The sequence below is a fragment of the Pararhizobium sp. P1_E7 genome, from assembly GCF_056405855.1.
Window position 1 is genome coordinate 1 of sequence record NZ_JBFUBH010000034.1, and the last position, 16,680, is coordinate 16,680.

Genomic DNA, 16,680 nt, shown 5'->3' on the forward strand with positions numbered 1-16,680 from the left:
GCATCAGCACGATCTGGTAGGAACCGTTCAGCAGGCCCTGGTGCAGCAGCTGCGGCGCGGCCACATCGATTTCCAGATGCACGCGCGGCGCCTGCCGGTAGAAGGCGGCGAGCGCGCCTTGCAGGTCGAGGTCGCGGTTGGTGATCATGGCATCGACGGTGCCGAAACTGAGATTGCCCGTCAGCTCGCCCTGCGCCTCGCCGATGCGGCTCTGGAATTTTTCTAGTGAGCCGAACAGCTCCAGCGCGGCCTCATAGACAAGCCGCCCCTCGTCCGACAACAGGAAGCCGCTGCGTCCACGGCTGCACAGGCGCAGACCAAGGCGTTCTTCCAGATGGCGCATGTGTGTGGAGATCGTCGCTTGCGTCATGCCGAGCGCCGATTGCGCTGCGGAAAAACCGCCGTGCTGCACGACTGAGGCGAAGACGCGCAGCAGCCGCAGTTCGGTATCTCCGAGCGAGAGGTTGAGGACGCGATGGCGAACCTTGTTGATCATTCATTGATTAATGCACAAGTAAACATGCAATCATAGATACTTTTAAATGTATTGGCGTTTGGCACACTCCTTCCACCTTTGGAGGAGGGCACATGACCAGCAATTCCTATGAAACCGGGCGTTTGAACCTGCCGTTCGTCGGCATCTGCACGTTCGGCAAATATCGTTACGAGCCGGACTGGGACGCCATCGACGCCGACGTGGCGATCCTCGGCGCCCCCTTTGACTGCGGCACCCAATGGCGGGCTGGAACCCGCTTCGGGCCGCGCGCCATCCGCGAGGCCTCCACTCTGTTCTCCTTCGGCCATGGCGGTGCCTACGACCACGAGGACGACGCCACCTACCTGCCGAGCGGTGAGGTTTCCATCGTCGATATCGGTGACGCCGATATCGTTCATACTGACACGATGAAGAGCCACGCCAATATCGAATTCGGCGTGCGCAAAATCCTAGCCGCCGGTGCGCTGCCGGTCGTGCTGGGCGGCGACCATTCGGTCAACATTCCCTGCATCAACGCCTTTGCAGAGGACTGCGCGAAAAATGGCCCCATCCACATCGTGCAGATCGACGCCCATCTCGACTTCGTCGATGAGCGCCACGGCGTGCGCTATGGCCACGGCAACCCGATGCGCCGCGCGGCTGAAAAGCCCTACGTCAGTGGGTTGTCGCAACTCGGCATCCGTAACGTCTCCTCCACCGCGAAGGAGGGTTACGAGGACGCCCGCGCCATGGGCTCCGACATCCTTTCGGTGCGCCAGATCCGGGCGCTCGGTACGGATGCTGTCGCCGAGCGCGTTCCGGCTGGGGCTCGTTACTACGTGACGATCGATATCGACGGTTTCGACCCGTCGATCGCCCCGGGCACGGGCACGCCGTCGCATGGCGGCTTCATCTATTACGAGGTGCTGGAAATCCTGGCGGCGCTGACAAAACGCGGCACGGTCGTCGGCATCGACCTGGTCGAGGTTGCCCCCGACTACGATCACTCCGGCTCCACGTCCATCCTGGCCGCGCAGGTGCTGATGAACCTGATCGGCCGCGTCATGCATGCGCGAAAAGGCTGAACCCAGCCGCGTTTCCGGTCGTGCACAAGGGTGATCCCAGTTTCCTTGAGCGGGCGGCGCGTGTTTTCCGCGCGCGGGTCCGGCAGAAATTCTATCGATGAGGAGAAAAGCGATGGACGAAAACGTCCGCAATTATCTGGAACAGTACGGCGTCAGCGACGCGACGCGGCGGTTTCTGGCCAAGCCGCAGAAGATGTTCATCGGCGGGCAGTGGGTCGATAGCGCCGACGGCGCGACCTTCGATGTTCACGAGCCCTCCACCGGCGGCCTGGTGACGTGCGCGCCCTCGGGTACGGCCACGGATCTCGACCGTGCGGTGAAGGCCGCGCGTCACCAGTTCGACGGCGGCGAATGGCGCCGCCTCAAACCGCTTGAGCGCGAGCGCCTGATCCACCGCCTCGCGGACCTGATCGAGGCGCATGCCACCGAACTCGCCGAAATCGAGGCCATCGATATGGGCAAGTCGGTAGCCTTCGCGCGGGACGTCGATGTTCAAGGCACGATCGATACCTTCCGCTATTTTGCCGGCTGGGCCTCCAAGCTGCATGGGCGCACGGTCGAGCCGTCGCTGCCCGGCAACTATTTCGCCTATACCCGCAAGGAGCCGCTGGGCGTGGTGGCGGCCATCGTGCCGTGGAATTTCCCGCTCCAGACAATGGCCTGGAAGCTCGCTGCCGCCCTTGCCGTCGGCTGCACTGTCATCGTCAAGCCGGCGGAACTGACCTCGCTCTCCACCCTGCGCTTCGCCGAACTCGTACAGGAGGCAGGCATTCCCGATGGCGTGGTCAATATCGTGACGGGCCGGGGCAGTGTGATTGGCGCGGCCATGTCGGTCCATCCCGGTATCGACAAGGTGACCTTTACCGGTTCCACACCGGTCGGGCAGGATGTCGGCCGCAGCGCCGTCGGCAATCTCAAGCATGTGACGCTGGAACTGGGCGGCAAATCGCCCGTCCTGGTGCTGGAGGACGCGGATATCGCCAGCGCCGCCCGCGCGGTGGCCAACGGCGTGTTCTTCAATTCCGGGCAGGTCTGCGATGCCGGCACGCGGGTCTATGTCCAGCGCTCGGTCCATGACGCCTTCCTCGACGAGCTGGTCGCCGTCACCCGCACGCTCAAGCTCGCGCCGGGTCTGGACCCCGATTGTTACATCGGGCCCCTGGTGTCGGCGCGGCAGAAGCAGGTCGTGTCCGGCTATATCGAGGCTGGTTTGCGTGAAGGAGCGGCACTGATCCACGGCGGCGGCAGTCCCGACGGGCCGGGCCATTTCATCGAGCCCGCCATCTTCGCCCATTGCACGCCGGAAATGAGCATCGTGCGGGAAGAGATTTTCGGCCCCGTGCTGGTGACGGCCGCCTTCGATGATCTCGATGATGCGGTGGCACTGGCCAATGACACGCCCTTCGGCCTCGCCGCCGCTATCTACTCGAATGATCTGTCGCGCGTTCACGGGCTGGTCCCGCGCCTGCACGCCGGGTCGATCTACGTCAACGCCCACAGCACCATCGACCCTGCCATGCCCTTCGGCGGCTTCAAGGCATCGGGTTTCGGCAAGGATCTGGGGCCGGAGCAACTGGATTACCTCATGGAGACGAAGGCGGTCTGGATAACGATGCCGTAAGCTTTTGAGCCAAATCCGAACGGGCACCACCCATAACAAAAAAAGCGACCCGCGCGGGCCGGCCGATCGGTCGGACTGCGTGAGGCTTGGTGCATCTGAACTCCAACCGGAACGTGTTGGAGATATCGCGAAAAGGGGAATGAACAATGCAATCGGATTCACAGAGCAGCGTTGCCGCCTCGAGTGCGGCGAAACTCGAAATCGAAGGCCATTCCATCGATTTCGTTCCCGAGAATGAACGCAACGACAGGCTTTCGACCCAGGGGCCGTTCTGGTTCGTGGGCAATTTCACCTTCTTTACCATGACCATCGGCTTCGTGGGGCCTAGCGTGGGCCTGAATTCCTGGTGGACCACGGTCGCCGGAACGCTTGGCATCATGTTCGGCACCCTGTTCATGGCCTTTCATGGCTCGCAGGGGCCGCATCTGGGGCTACCGCAGATGATCCAGTCGCGTGCCCAGTTTGGATACCGGGGCGTGATCCTGGTTCTGTTCGCAACCCTGTTCGTGTTTGCCGGGTTCAACATTGTCAACCTGGTGTTGATGATGCAGGGCCTCAATACCCTGTTTCAGTGGTCGCCCCTACAGGTTGCACTCGCCGTGACCGTGCCCGCAGTGGTCCTGGCGATCCTCGGCCATGACTGGATGCACAAGACCTTCAAATGGTCGTTGTTCATCTCGCTGCCGCTCTACGGCGCTATCACCGTCGCGGTGCTGGCGGGCTGGTTGCCGGACGCGCCTGGTGTCGCGGCCGCGCAGTCCCAATCGGCGGCGGCGCTTGGCTTCAACTGGACCGGTTTCATCGCGCAGTTTGCCGCCGCGGCCAGCTACAACATCGCCTATGCGCCCTATGTCTCCGATTATTCCCGCTATCTGCCCAAGAACACACCCAGCGGCCGCCTGATCCTGGCCGTCTTCCTCGGTGCCTCCCTGTCGGGGGCCTGGATGATCGCCGTCGGCGGTTGGCTCGGCGAACATCTGGGCGCGACGGACGTGCTGGTCGCCCTCCACAGCGTCGGATCGGCCGTCGGGCCGCAGCTGGGTCCGCTCGTCGTGGCCATGACGATCCTGGCCTTCCTGCCCGTGATCGCCATGAACATCTACAGCGCCAAGCTCACGACCATCACCGGCTGGGATTGCTTCGCCAAGGTTATCCCGACCGCCAAGGTCCGTATCTGGGCCATCATCTTCGTGGCACTCCTGCAGCTCAGCGTCGCGATGTATATCTACACATCGAGCTCGGGCCTGTCGGTTCTCAATGTCTATCTGATCGTCATGCTGTATTTCCTCGTGCCGTGGACGGCGGTCAACCTGACCGACTACTTCTTCGTCCGCCGGGGGCGCTACGCGATCCCGCACTTCTTCCTGCCTAAGGATAACATCTATGGGCTGTGGGGCCGCCGCGGTCTGCTCGCCTACCTGGCCGGTTTCGTGGCCATGATCCCGTTCTTCTGCATCTTCAACGGTCCGGACGAAATCTATGTCGGTCCGCTGGCCCGGCTGATGGGCAGCGTCGATCTGGCGTGGCTGGTCGGACTGATCGTGTCGAGCGTTGCCTATTACCTGCTCTCCCTCTCGCTCGACCTGGCAACGGAAGAGAAAATCATTCAGCGCATCGAAGAAAAATCACCGCACCTCACCACCGGCAAAGGCTGGTGAGGGCACCCTCGCACTCGCATCAAGGGGCATGATCATGTCAAACGAGTTCGACTACATCATCATCGGCGCCGGATCGGCCGGCTGTGTGCTCGCCAACCGGCTGTCGGAAGACCCGGCCACGAAAGTTCTCGTGCTGGAATACGGCGGCAGCGACAAGTCGATCTTCATCCAGATGCCGACGGCGCTCTCCATCCCGATGAACGGCACCAAGTACAACTGGAAATACATGACCCTGCCGGAACCCGGCCTCGACGGCCGGCGTGTGCATTGCCCGCGCGGCAAGGTCATCGGCGGCTCCTCATCGATCAACGGTCTCGTCTATATGCGCGGCCACGCCCGCGATTTCGACGAGTGGGAGGAGCGCGGCGCGCGCGGCTGGCGCTATGCCAACTGCCTGCCCTATTTCCAGCGTGCCGAAAGCTGGCAAGACGGGGGCGATGCCTATCGCGGCGCCGCCGGCCCGCTTGCCACCAATGCCGGCAACAAGATGAAGAATCCGCTCTATCGCGCCTTCGTCGATGCCGGCCATGAGGCGGGCTACATCACGACGGAAGACCCGAACGGCCATATGCAGGAAGGTTTCGGCCCCATGCACATGACCGTCAAGAACGGCGTGCGCTGGTCGACGGCGAACGCCTACCTGAAGCCGGCGATGAGCCGTCCGAACCTCACGGTCGTCACCCATGCCATGACACGGCGCGTGCTTTTGGAAGGAAAGCGCGCCGTCGGCGTCGAGTATGAACTGGGCGGCACGCGTGTCGTGGCGATGGCCACCCGCGAGGTGCTGATCTCCTCCGGCCCGATCGGCTCGCCGCATCTCTTGCAACGTTCCGGCATCGGCCCGGCGGCGGTGCTGCGGCAGGCGGGCGTCAAGGTGCTGCACGATCTGCCGGGTGTCGGTGAGAACCTGCAGGACCATTCCGAGGTCTACATCCAGTATGCCTGCAAGGAGCCGATCACGCTCAACGGCAAGATGGGACTTTTGAGCCGCGCCCTGATTGGCGCCGAATGGCTGCTGTTCAAAAAGGGGCTTTCGGTTTCCAACCATTTCGAGAGCGGCGGCTTCATCCGTTCCGACGCCGCGCTCGAATGGCCGGACATCCAGTTCCATTTCCTGCCCGCCGCCATGCGCTACGACGGCAAGAAACCGCTCGACGGACACGGCTTCATGGTGCTGACCGGGCCAAACAAACCGAAGAGCCGGGGCTATGTCCGCCTGCGCTCACCCGAGGTGCACGAGCAGCCGGATATCCTCTTCAACTATCTCGATCGCGAGGAGGACCGCGAGGGCTTCCGCCGCTGTCTGCGGCTGACGCGCGAGATCGTCGCCCAGCCGGCCTTCGACCGTTTCCGCGGCGAGGAGATCGCGCCGGGCGCGAATGTCCGCAGCGATGACGAGATCGACGCCTGGGTGCGCGAGACCATGGAAAGCACCTATCATCCCTGCGGCTCCTGCCGCATGGGCGAAGATGCCATGGCGGTGGTCGACAGCGATCTCAAGGTGCGCGGCATCGCGGGACTGCGGGTTATCGACAGTTCCGTCTTCCCCTCGGAGCCGAATGCCAACCTCAACGCGCCGACCATCATGCTCGCCGAACGCGCCTCGGATATCGTGCGCGGCAAGCCGCTGCTCGCCGCCTCCAATGCCGAGGTGGGCGTGGCGCCCGGCGTCGGCGTCAGCCAGCGAAGTGGCACGCCGCTGCGCGCGGTGCGGCCCTAGGGGAGCTCGATGTTGCGGGGTATAGGCTATGTCGTCGCGCGCCGGGATCACGGCGATCCGGAGGAGCCGCACGATTGGGCCCTCTTCATCGAGGCCTTCTTTTGCCGGCTGATGGCCCGCATTGCCAACCGGTCCGATCTGCATCGCCGGGGGCCCCCGGAGAGGCAGCAGCAGTGGCTTCACGACCGGGAAAGCGCCTCGGCGAAACGGCCGAGATAGGGCTTCATCCGCTCGGCCGGCACCCCGGCATAGCCGAGGATGAGCGCGCTTGGCCGGGGCGTCGCGATCGTATAGTCGGACAGCGGATAACACTGCAGCCCGGCATCGAGCACGGCGCGGTGCGCTGTCCGGTCCCCGGACTTTTCCAGCCACGCGAGCGCGTTGAGCCCGCTTTCGGAGCAATCGATGCGGGCAAGCGCGGCCAGCTCCACCCGGCCTGCCTCTTGGAAAGCCGCGCGGCGTTCGGCATAGAGGCCGCGCATGCGGCGCAGGTGGCTGGCGAAGTGGCCGCCGCCAATGAATTCGGCAAGCGCGAGCTGGGTTTCGACCGGCGCGCTGCGATGGATCAAGCCCGAAAGGTTGCGGAAGGTACCGACGAGCGGCGGCGGCAGCACGAGGTAACCGATGCGGATGCCCGGATAGAGCGCCTTGCTGAAACTGCCCGCATAGATCACCCGCCCGTTACTGTCGATGGAGCGCATGGAGGGCAGCGGCGCACCGTCGTAGCGAAATTCGCTGTCGTAATCGTCCTCGATGATCCAGGTGTCGTTTGCCCGCGCCCATTCGAGGAGGGCGAGCCGGCGCGGCAGCGACAGCGTCACACCGAGCGGATGGTGGCGCGAGGGCATGACGAAGGCGAGCCGCGCATCAGGATGGCGCGCTATGGCGCCCGCGACATCCATGCCCTCGGCATCCACATCCACGGGGCAGAGAGTCAGGCCGAGCGTGCGAAAAAGGTTGCTTGTGGTGACGGGGCCGGGGTCTTCGAACCAGATGCCGTCACCGGGATCGGCGAGCGCCAGCGCGGCGAGCGTGAAGGCGGCATGCCCGCCGGGCGTGATGACGATCTGCTCGGGATCGCAAGGATCGCGCCGGTGCAGGGCGAGATATTCAGCGATTCTTTGCCGCAGCACCAGTTCGCCCCCAACGTCGCCATAGCCCATCGCGGCGGCCCTGCCGCCGCGCGTTGCCGCATTCCAGCACTTGCGCCAGACGGCGAAGGGGAAGTGGTCGAGCGCCGGCTGGTTGGGCAGGAAGGGTTTTTGCTCCATCCGGCCGATATCAGCCGACAGGGCGCGCGACAGGCCGCCGATCCGCGACAGACGCGGCGGGATAGCGCCCTCGGCCGGCGTGAAGCGCGGCTTCGGCAACTGGCGGGGCAGGGCTKCGGAAACGAAAGTGCCCGCGCCCTGCCGCGCTTCCAGGTAGCCCTCGGCCTTCAGGTTCTCCAGCACCCGCACCAGCGTCTGGCGCGACAGGCCCAGCTCTTCCGCGAGGATGCGGCTTGCCGGCAGGCGCGTGCCCGCCCGCAGGTGGCCACGCAGAATCGCCATGCGCAACTGGTCCTGTACCTGACGGAATTTCGGCAGAGCGGCTGCCACGTCAAGGCACAGGAAGGGCAGGATCGGGCCTTCACGCTGCTTTGCCACCGACAGGCCTCCAAAATTGGTACAGTCGAATGCAGCATAATGGACATTTTATTGTTGTCCAATTGTTACATGCTCTCACTACACGAAAACGCACCGATGCAGCCCCAAAGGACGCAGACAGGTGCAAGGGGAACCGGGCCGGGCGGCAAGGCCGACGACCGGATGCAAGGACCAAAGCAGCCATTGCCCACGCGCCGTCGAGAACGGCCAACAGGAGGACTCCATGAACCGCTTCGTATCCCGCGCGGCCACCCGCGCATTCGTTTCCACGCTCGCACTTGCGGCCGCCTTGCCGGGACTTGCGCGCGCCGAGGTTCCACAGGCGCTCTTGGACGCCGCCACGAAGGAGGGCATGCTGACGGTGATCGCGCTGCCGCATGACTGGTGCAACTACGGCGAGGTCATCGCCGGCTTCAAGGCCAAGTATCCGGGCATCGAGGTCAACGAGTTGAACCCCGACGCGGGCACCGCCGACGAACTGGAAGCAATCCGCGCCAACAAGGGCAATACGGGCTCGCAGGCCCCCGACGTCGTCGACCTCGGCCTCGCCTTCGCACCGGCGGCCGCTGAAGAGGGGTTGCTTCAGCCTCACAAGGTCGCGGCCTGGGACGAAATCCCGGCCAATATCAAGGACGAGAAGGGTTATTGGTACGGCGATTACTACGGCGTTATGGCTTTCGGCGTGAACAAGGACCTGCTGGAGACCGCACCAACCGACTGGGCCGACCTGATGAAGCCGGAATATTCCGGCGCCGTCGCGCTTACCGGCGATCCGCGCTCCTCGGCGCAGGCGATCCTGGCTCTGATGTCGGCGGGCATTTCGCGTGGCGCGAAGCCGGGCGCGGAGTCCGGCGCCAAGGGGCTGGAACTCTTCGCAGAGCTGAACAAGGCCAGCAATTTCGTGCCGGTGCTCGGAAAGGCCGGCACCATCGCGCAGGGCCAGACGCCGATCGTCGCCGCGTGGGACTACAACCTGCTCGCCTGGCGCGACGGCCTGAAAGGCAATCCGCCGATGGACGTGGTCGTGCCGCAGAGCGGCGTGGTTGCCGGCGTCTACGTGCAGGCGATCTCGGCCTATGCGCCGCACCCGAACGCCGCCAAGCTCTGGATGGAATATCTCTATTCCGACGAAGGCCAGACCGGCTGGCTGAAAGGCTACTGCCATCCCGCACGCTTTGCCGCCATGCTGAAGGCCGGAAAATTCCCGCAGGAGCTTCTCGACAAGCTGCCGCCGACGGAGGCCTATGAAAAGGCGATCTTCCCGACGGTGGATGAGCTTTCCGCCAACAAGACCGCGGTCGTCGAAGGCTGGGATAAGGTCGTCGGCGCCACTGTGAAGTGAGTGTGAAGTAAGCCTTGCGTCCGGTCCGGAGGCTCCGCCGTCGCGGAGTCTCCGGCTGGAGCGCCTTCAGGGAACAATCCGATGACGACAACTGCCGTGTCTCTGCCGGCCGCCCTCAGGCCGCGGCAGATTCTCAACTGGTTCGGGGTCGCGCCCTTTTTCATTTTCGCCACGCTGTTCCTGATCCTGCCGACGCTTAACATCGTCGTCGGGGCTTTTCGCAATGCGCAGGGCGAGGCGACGCTCGAAAACCTTGGCAAGCTGCTCTCGCCCTCCATCCGGTCGGCCTTCTGGATCTCCATCGAACTCAGCCTGATGACGGCCGTGCTCGGCTGCCTGTTCGGCTTCCTCGTCGCTGCCGCCATCACGCTGGGCGGCCTGCCGCGCTGGCTGCGCAACGGCATCCTCACCTTTTCAGGAGTCGCCTCGAATTTTGCCGGCGTGCCGCTCGCTTTTGCCTTCATCGCCACGCTCGGCCGCCTCGGCTTCGTGACGATGCTTCTGCGCCACTGGTTCGGCATCAATCTCTACGGCTCCGGCTTCAACATCGTCTCCTTCCTCGGGCTGGCGCTCACCTATCTCTATTTCCAGATCCCGCTGATGGTGCTGATCATCACGCCGGCGCTGGAGGGGCTGCGGCGCGAATGGCGCGAGGCGGCGCAAAGCCTCGGTGCCAGCGGTTTCCAATATTGGCGCATGGTGGCGCTGCCGGTGCTGTGGCCCTCGCTGCTCGGCACGCTGGCGCTGCTCTTCGCCAACGCTTTCGGTGCGGTCGCCACCGCCATCGCGCTCACCGGTTCGTCACTCTCCATCGCGCCCATCGTGCTCTTTGCGCAGATCCGCGGCGACGTGCTCAACGATCCGCATCTCGGCTACGCCATCGCCTTTGCGATGATCGTGCTCACCGCCGTCGCCAACGGCATCTACATTCTCCTGCGCATGCGCGCCGAACGGTGGGTCAAATGACGGGAAAACGCCTCTGGTCCTGGCTCGCCGTCGCGCTCGGCGGGCTCTATTTCCTGCTGCCGCTCGCAGGCATGGTCGATTTCTCGATGCSCATGCAGCGGGGCAGCTACAGTTTCGAAGCGTACCGGATTGTGCTCGCCGATCCGCAGTTCCAGCAGACCTTCGGCTATTCGGTAGGGCTGGCCTTGCTGACCATCGCGATCGGCATCGTCATCGTCGTGCCGACGGCCTACTTCGTGCGGCTGCGCTTTCCGGGCCTCAGGCCCGTCATCGAGTTCATCACGCTGCTGCCGCTGGTCATCCCGCCGATCGTCATCGTCTTCGGCTACATCCGCATCTACAACACCTCCTCCATCCTGCCGCTGACGGGAAGCTGGTGGGGCACGAATATCCTGCTGCTGTTCGGTTATGCGGTGTTGTCGCTGCCCTATATGTACCGCTCGGTGGATACGGGCCTGCGCACCATCGATATCGCCAGCCTCACCGAGGCGGCGCAGTCGCTGGGGGCCGGCTGGACGCGCATCCTCACCGTCGTAATCCTGCCGAACGTTTTCGTCTCTGTGCTCTCAGGCGCCTTCCTGACCTTCGCCATCGTCATCGGCGAATATGTCTTCGCCGCACTGCTCAACGTCAACTCCTTCGGCCCCTACATGGTCTGGATGGGCGGCAACCGGGCCTACGAGCCCTCGGCGCTCGCCGTCGTCGCCTTCGCCATCACCTGGGCCTGCATGGGATTGATCCAGTTGTTCACCCGCTTTTCCAAATTCTCCACTGTGAGGCGCTGACATGGCCTTCCTCGATATCCACCACCTGCAAAAATCCTTCGGCGCGCTACGTGTCGTGAAAGACTTCACGCTCGGCATCGAGAAGGGCGAGTTCGTCTCGTTTCTCGGCCCCTCCGGCTGCGGCAAGACCACTGTGTTGCGCATGGTCGCGGGCTTCGAGACGCCGACATCGGGTTCAATCCGCATCGACGGGCAGGATGCTACAGGCCTTCCCGCCAACCGGCGCAAGATCGGCATGGTGTTCCAGGCCTATGCGCTTTTCCCCAACCTGACGGTGGAGGAGAATATCGGCTTCGGCCTCAAGGTGGCGGGCGAAGACAAGGCAGCGGCCCGCAAGCGCGTCGGCGAAATGCTGGAGCTGATCGGCCTGTCGCAATTGGGCGGGCGCTACCCCTTCCAGCTCTCCGGTGGCCAGCAGCAGCGCGTCGCGCTCGCCCGCGCGCTGGCGCCACGCCCGCAGGTGCTGCTGCTCGATGAGCCGCTTTCGGCGCTCGACGCAAAAATCCGCATCAGCCTGCGCGAAGAGATCCGCCGCATCCAGCGCGAACTGGGCATTACCACGATCTTCGTGACGCACGACCAGGAGGAGGCCCTGTCCATGTCAGATCGTGTCGTGGTCATGCACCAGGGCATCGCTGATCAGGTCGGCACGCCCTTCGAAATTTACAACCGGCCGGCGACACGCTTCGTCGCGCAATTCGTCGGCACGCTGAACCTTATCGATGCCGACCTCGTGGATGCCGACACCGGCCGCATCCGGCTGGGCGGTGTGCCCGTGGCCCTGAACCGGCCGCTGCCCGGCCGGGCCGGCGAGCGCGTCAGCCTCGCACTACGGCCGGAAACGGTGGCGCTGGGGCGCAAGCACGAAGGCAATGCTGTCGTCCTCGCCGGCACGATCGCCGAGGTGCATTTCCTCGGCGCGGTGATCCGCATCCGCGTCGCGGTCGAAGGCGGCCTCGTCTCGCTCGACACGTTCAACCAGCCCGACAGGCCGCCGCCCTCTATCGGCACGCCGGTCGAGATCAGCGTGTCGCATCGCGACCTGCTGGTCCTCGCCGCCTGACGGCAACAATGAATCAACCGGTCGCTTGTGGAGGAGTCGGCACCTTGACCGAAATGCCCTGGAACGCCCTGTCCCCCGACTGGCGGACGCGGATCGCAACCCTTTCCCCGACAAGCCGCGCCCGGCTTGCCGCGCGGGCGAAAAATGCGCCGCTGTTCGCCCATGCCTACGCTTTCCATCTCAACATGCGCTTCGGCGGCATGACGCCGCTACAGCTTGCCGAGTTCGCCGCGGCGCGGCAGCTCTGCGGCGTCAAGATCCATGTCGAGGATGGCGAGCAGGTCAGCCTCGACCGCATGCCCGACGATGCGTTGCGCGCCTTCGGCCAGGCAGTGGAACGGCGCGGGCTGGAACTGCATGTCGAGACCAGCACGACGGAAGCTGCCGGGCTTTCGGATGCGGTGCGCATCGCGCTTGCCACCGGCGCGACATCGCTGCGCTGCTATCCGCGCTACGAGGGACGGATTTCCGAGATCGTCGATTGGACGATCTCGGACCTGCGCCGCCTTGAGGCCTTCGATCCCGAGGGTCGGTTGCGCTACACGCTCGAGCAGCACGAAGACCTGAAATCTGAAGAACTGATCGGCATCCTCAACGCGGTCGCCAATCCGCGCCTCAGCCTGCTGTTCGACTTCGGCAACATGATCAATGCCTATGAATTGCCGCTACACGCGCTCTCGGTCCAGGCACCGTACATCACCGAAGTGCATGTGAAGGATTGTCTCATCCAGCCGRATCGCGGCGGCTGGGCACATCTCGCCTGCCGGACCAGTGAAGGGCATCTGCCGCTTGAGGCGATGTTCGTGGAGCTGCTGCTGTTGGGTGACGACCGGTCACAGGTCCTGGCCTTCGGACTGGAGGAGGAAGAAGGCTATTTCGCGCCGGGCTTGCGCTTCCCCTCGGAGGTGCCGGACCCCTTCATTCCTGCCCGCACCGCCAGTTTCACGCAGATCGGCTCCGGCGATCTGGAAACGCGGCTCCGGCAGGAGGTCGCCGCAGCCAGCCGGCAGGTCGATACCGTCAGAACCCTGTTGCGCACAATCGCGACCGAAGCCGAAAGGATCGAAGGATGACCCAGAAGCAAATCTGCCCACCGGCCTTTTTGGCGCTGGCCCACGCGATGGCGGATGCCGCGGCCGAGGTGATCCGTCCGCATTTCCGTAAGCGATTGGAAATCGACGTCAAGGCGGACGCCAGCCCGGTCACCGTTGCCGACCGCAATGCGGAAGCGACGATGCGGCAAATGATCGAGGCGCATTTTCCCGACCACGGCATCCGGGGAGAGGAGTTTGGCGCCTGCCGGACGGATGCAGGTTGGATATGGGTGMTCGATCCGATCGACGGTACCAAATCCTTTGTCTCCGGCTCGCTTGCCTTCGGCACGCAGATCGCGCTCCTGTACCAAGGCGAACCGGTGCTGGGCCTGATCAACCAGCCGATCACGGGCGAACGCTGGCTCGGCACGCACGCCGCGGCAACGCTCAATGGCGAACCGATCCACACCAGCGGCAGGACAGCCCTCAATCAGGCGMTCGTCTATACCTCCGCGCTCGAACAATTCGACCGGGAGCGTCACCAACGCTTCGCCGCATTGGCCGCAAAGGTCCGTTTCACCCGTTTCTCACACGACTGTTATGCCGCCGGCCTTCTTGCGCTTGGAGGCATCGATCTCCTGATCGAAAGCGACGTGTTCGACTACGATATCCTCCCGCAGATGCCTATCATCCAGGCGGCCGGAGGAATCGTGACCGATTGGGACGGCAGGCCGCTCATGGATGCGCCGCGTTACGACACGGTGCTGATGGCGGCGAACAGCGAAATCCATCAGGCCGCATTGCAGGCGCTTCATATGGCATGACGCTCGCGGCGCGCTGGCAAGCCTTGAAAGGGCTTTGCGGGTGTCACCGGGTCGAAACGCTGTCGTCGTCGGGCGGGCGAGGGGGCACCAGAAAGAGGCTGGTCTCCTCGTCGGCTTCAGCGCCTTTGTAAGCGCGAGTGGTTCTGACGGCGAGCTCCAACGTGCTGAAAATTCTGTTTTTTGTTCTAGGGGACGAAGTTGTATATCTTTTGAAACCTGAACTAGAGCCAGACCGCATGAGCGATGATCGGTGGTGGAAAACGATGACGTTTATAGCTGAGGCGGAATTCTTTATCCCATCTATATGCCCATTCACCGACGCCGGGTTTATGTGACAACGCCTGCGCACCTGTTGCCGGGACGGGAGAGCGGGTGGGCCTCAATAGGAGCGATCATCGAGCCCCTGGCTTTGTGCCTCGGTATGCACCCAATCGATGAACACCCGGGCCAGCGGGGAATTGTCCCGGTTCTTTTGGGTCAGGATGTAATAGGCCTTCGTCGATGACCGGATGAAGCCCTTGAGCGGTCGCACCAGCGCGCCTTGGGCGAGTTCCTCGCCGGCGGTTATATTGTCGCCCATGGCGATGCCCACGCCACTGCGCGCCGCGGCCAGGTTTTGATTGAAATCCTCGAAACTCAATCGCCGGACGGTCGAGGGAATGGTCTGGCCGTGATGGCTGAACCAGTCGTTCCAATGCGTCGAGCCGATGCCGTCGAGCAGCACATGCCGGGTCAGATCCTTGGTGCGTTTGATGTCGCCGTCCTGATTGAGCAGGATGGGACTGCAGACGGGGAAGAACTCCATCTGTTTCAGCGGCCTCGCCTCCGGGCGGGCGGACCTGGGATCGCCGAACATGATCGCCAGATCGGCAACGCCGTCGTGGAACGGGTCGCCCCATTCGGGAATCGACAGTATCTGTAGTTCGACGCGCTCGTACCGATCGTAAAACTTGCCGAGCCGCGGGATCAGCCAGCGTGTCGCAAAGGCCGGCATGCAGCGCACCGCGAGCCGCCCCGCGATCGGGTCCCGCTGTAGGCCGAGCACCGCGTCGTTGAGCGCTCCGAAAGAATGCGTCAGCTTGGAGAAGAGTTCCTGCCCCTCCGGGGTCAGAATGAAGCTGTCGCGCGACTTTATCGCCAGCGGGAAGCCAAAGTGCTCCTCAAGCTGGCGGAATTGCTTGCTGACCGCGCCCGGCGTCACATGAAGCTCCTGCGCCGCCTTCGTCAGGCTTCTGTTGCGGGCGCTGACCTCGAAGGCGCGCAGGGCATTGAGTGGYGGCAATCTCGTCACAGACAGGCTCCCGGTTCGGTTCATCTGTGAGAAAACCTCAAGTGATCGCAGAAATCAATTCGCTATGAGGGAGGAAAACGATCCGATAGCATCCCTTCATTGAACAAGCGCCATCACGGCCAAGCCATAAGGGGATCTGATGTGACTGCCGTTCCGACCAAGAAGAGGGATCTCTATTCCGCGACGATCAAGTATTTCGGTTCCGTCTCCGAACCGGCATTCGAAGCATCGGAGCGGCTGAGCCAGCTCTGGGGCCGCAACTGGGGCTGCGATACGGATGTCGGCAGGTTGCGCACGGTGCTGATGCATCGCCCAGGTGACGAATTCGCCATCATCGATCGCAACAAGCGGATCGAGGAAATCGGCACCTACGGCGATCTGGAGGCAGGCTGGTATTGGCAAAGCGATGTCATTCCGGCATTGGAAGAAATTCAGGCCCAGCATGATGGCCTCGCCCAGTTGCTGCGCGACGAAGGGGTCGAGGTCGTCTATGTCGAGGGCGTCGAAGGCGGCCGGTTCAAGTCTGTCTACACCCGTGATTCCTGCATTGCCGTGAAAGGCGGGGCAATCGTCCCGCGCCTTGCGCCGCGCATGCGCCACGGCGAGGAACTGCCTGTCACTCGAACCCTGGCAAAGCAGGGCATGCCGCTGCTGCGCACGCTGCACGGCAAAGCGATGGCCGAAGGTGGCAGTTTCGCCTGGCTGAACAGCCGCACCGCCGTCATCGGCCGCGGCATCCGCATCAACGACGAAGGCATCACCCAGATATCGGAAGTCTTGCGCCACCAAGGTGTCGAGCTTCTGGTCGTCGACCTCTGCGGTTACGATATCCATATCGACGGGCATTTCCTGATGATCGACACCGATCTGGCACTTGTCTGGGCAAGAGGCCTGTCCTTCATTTTCCTCGAAAAACTGCGCGAACTCGGCATCCGCACTATCGAGATGAACGAGGAGGACAATCCTTGGATCGTCAATGGTCTGGCGATTGCGCCGGGCCGGGTAATCATGCCGCGCGGCCTGTCGGACCGCACCCGCGAGGCACTCGCCAATAACAACGTCACGGTGCTGGAGATCGACTATGACAAGGTGCAGCTGAACGGCGGCGGCATCCACTGCTCGACAAGCCCGCTTGTGCGCGACAGCGTCGATTGAGCGGGGCAGAGA

At 63.6% G+C, this 16,680-nt stretch carries 14 protein-coding genes; 11 read left to right on the forward strand and 3 right to left on the reverse strand.

Annotated features, from left to right (window positions below; all coding sequences use genetic code 11):
• On the reverse strand, positions 1 to 496 hold a 496-nt coding region (locus AC1D17_RS21360; protein ID WP_477567315.1), incomplete at its 3' end, for a LysR family transcriptional regulator.
• Positions 497 to 588: 92 nt separating this feature from the next.
• Here AC1D17_RS21360 and speB point away from each other — a divergent pair.
• From speB to betA, 4 genes are all read left to right on the forward strand, one after another.
• A complete protein-coding gene (gene speB, locus AC1D17_RS21365) occupies positions 589 to 1,560 on the forward strand; it encodes an agmatinase (RefSeq protein ID WP_477567316.1) in 972 nt (323 codons plus the stop codon).
• Between the two features lie 112 nt (positions 1,561 to 1,672).
• On the forward strand, positions 1,673 to 3,181 hold the full coding sequence (locus AC1D17_RS21370; protein WP_477567317.1) for an aldehyde dehydrogenase family protein: 1,509 nt from the start codon (positions 1,673 to 1,675) through the stop codon (positions 3,179 to 3,181).
• Between the two features lie 146 nt (positions 3,182 to 3,327).
• Entirely contained in the window at positions 3,328 to 4,839 is a 1,512-nt protein-coding gene (locus tag AC1D17_RS21375; RefSeq protein ID WP_477567318.1) for a purine-cytosine permease family protein, read from the forward strand.
• 34 nt (positions 4,840 to 4,873) lie between these two features.
• The gene (gene betA / locus AC1D17_RS21380; RefSeq protein ID WP_477567319.1) at positions 4,874 to 6,559 is read left to right on the forward strand and encodes a choline dehydrogenase; all 1,686 of its coding nucleotides are present in this window, start codon (positions 4,874 to 4,876) and stop codon (positions 6,557 to 6,559) included.
• 179 nt (positions 6,560 to 6,738) lie between these two features.
• On the opposite strand, the gene pdxR is transcribed toward betA, so the two are convergent.
• Positions 6,739 to 8,208, reverse strand: a complete 1,470-nt coding sequence (gene pdxR, locus AC1D17_RS21385) for a MocR-like pyridoxine biosynthesis transcription factor PdxR (protein WP_477567320.1) — start codon at positions 8,206 to 8,208, stop codon at positions 6,739 to 6,741.
• Between the two features lie 223 nt (positions 8,209 to 8,431).
• On the opposite strand from pdxR, the gene AC1D17_RS21390 reads away from it, so the two are divergent.
• The 6 genes from AC1D17_RS21390 to AC1D17_RS21415 all read left to right on the forward strand — a co-directional run bounded on the left by AC1D17_RS21390 (position 8,432) and on the right by AC1D17_RS21415 (position 14,222).
• Positions 8,432 to 9,550, forward strand: a complete 1,119-nt coding sequence (locus AC1D17_RS21390; RefSeq protein ID WP_477567321.1) for an ABC transporter substrate-binding protein — start codon at positions 8,432 to 8,434, stop codon at positions 9,548 to 9,550.
• An 81-nt stretch (positions 9,551 to 9,631) separates the two neighbouring features.
• The gene (locus AC1D17_RS21395) at positions 9,632 to 10,516 is read left to right on the forward strand and encodes an ABC transporter permease (protein WP_477567322.1); all 885 of its coding nucleotides are present in this window, start codon (positions 9,632 to 9,634) and stop codon (positions 10,514 to 10,516) included.
• Entirely contained in the window at positions 10,513 to 11,301 is a 789-nt protein-coding gene (locus AC1D17_RS21400; protein WP_477567323.1) for an ABC transporter permease, read from the forward strand. Before AC1D17_RS21395 ends, AC1D17_RS21400 begins: the two co-directional genes overlap by 4 nt.
• A gap of 1 nt (position 11,302) precedes the next feature.
• Complete coding sequence (locus tag AC1D17_RS21405; RefSeq protein WP_477567324.1) at positions 11,303 to 12,364, forward strand: ABC transporter ATP-binding protein; 1,062 nt, start codon at positions 11,303 to 11,305, stop codon at positions 12,362 to 12,364.
• Positions 12,365 to 12,417: 53 nt separating this feature from the next.
• Positions 12,418 to 13,437 carry a sugar phosphate isomerase/epimerase family protein gene (locus tag AC1D17_RS21410; protein WP_477567343.1) on the forward strand — a complete coding sequence of 340 codons (1,020 nt, stop codon included), beginning with the start codon at positions 12,418 to 12,420 and terminating at the stop codon, positions 13,435 to 13,437.
• A complete protein-coding gene (locus AC1D17_RS21415; protein ID WP_477567325.1) occupies positions 13,434 to 14,222 on the forward strand; it encodes an inositol monophosphatase family protein in 789 nt (262 codons plus the stop codon). Before AC1D17_RS21410 ends, AC1D17_RS21415 begins: the two co-directional genes overlap by 4 nt.
• Positions 14,223 to 14,601: 379 nt before the next feature.
• On the opposite strand, the gene AC1D17_RS21420 is transcribed toward AC1D17_RS21415, so the two are convergent.
• Positions 14,602 to 15,513, reverse strand: a complete 912-nt coding sequence (locus AC1D17_RS21420) for a LysR substrate-binding domain-containing protein (protein WP_477567326.1) — start codon at positions 15,511 to 15,513, stop codon at positions 14,602 to 14,604.
• Between the two features lie 141 nt (positions 15,514 to 15,654).
• Between AC1D17_RS21420 and AC1D17_RS21425 the strand changes: the two genes are divergently transcribed.
• The gene (locus AC1D17_RS21425; protein WP_477567327.1) at positions 15,655 to 16,668 is read left to right on the forward strand and encodes a dimethylarginine dimethylaminohydrolase family protein; all 1,014 of its coding nucleotides are present in this window, start codon (positions 15,655 to 15,657) and stop codon (positions 16,666 to 16,668) included.
• Positions 16,669 to 16,680: the final 12 nt, after the last annotated feature.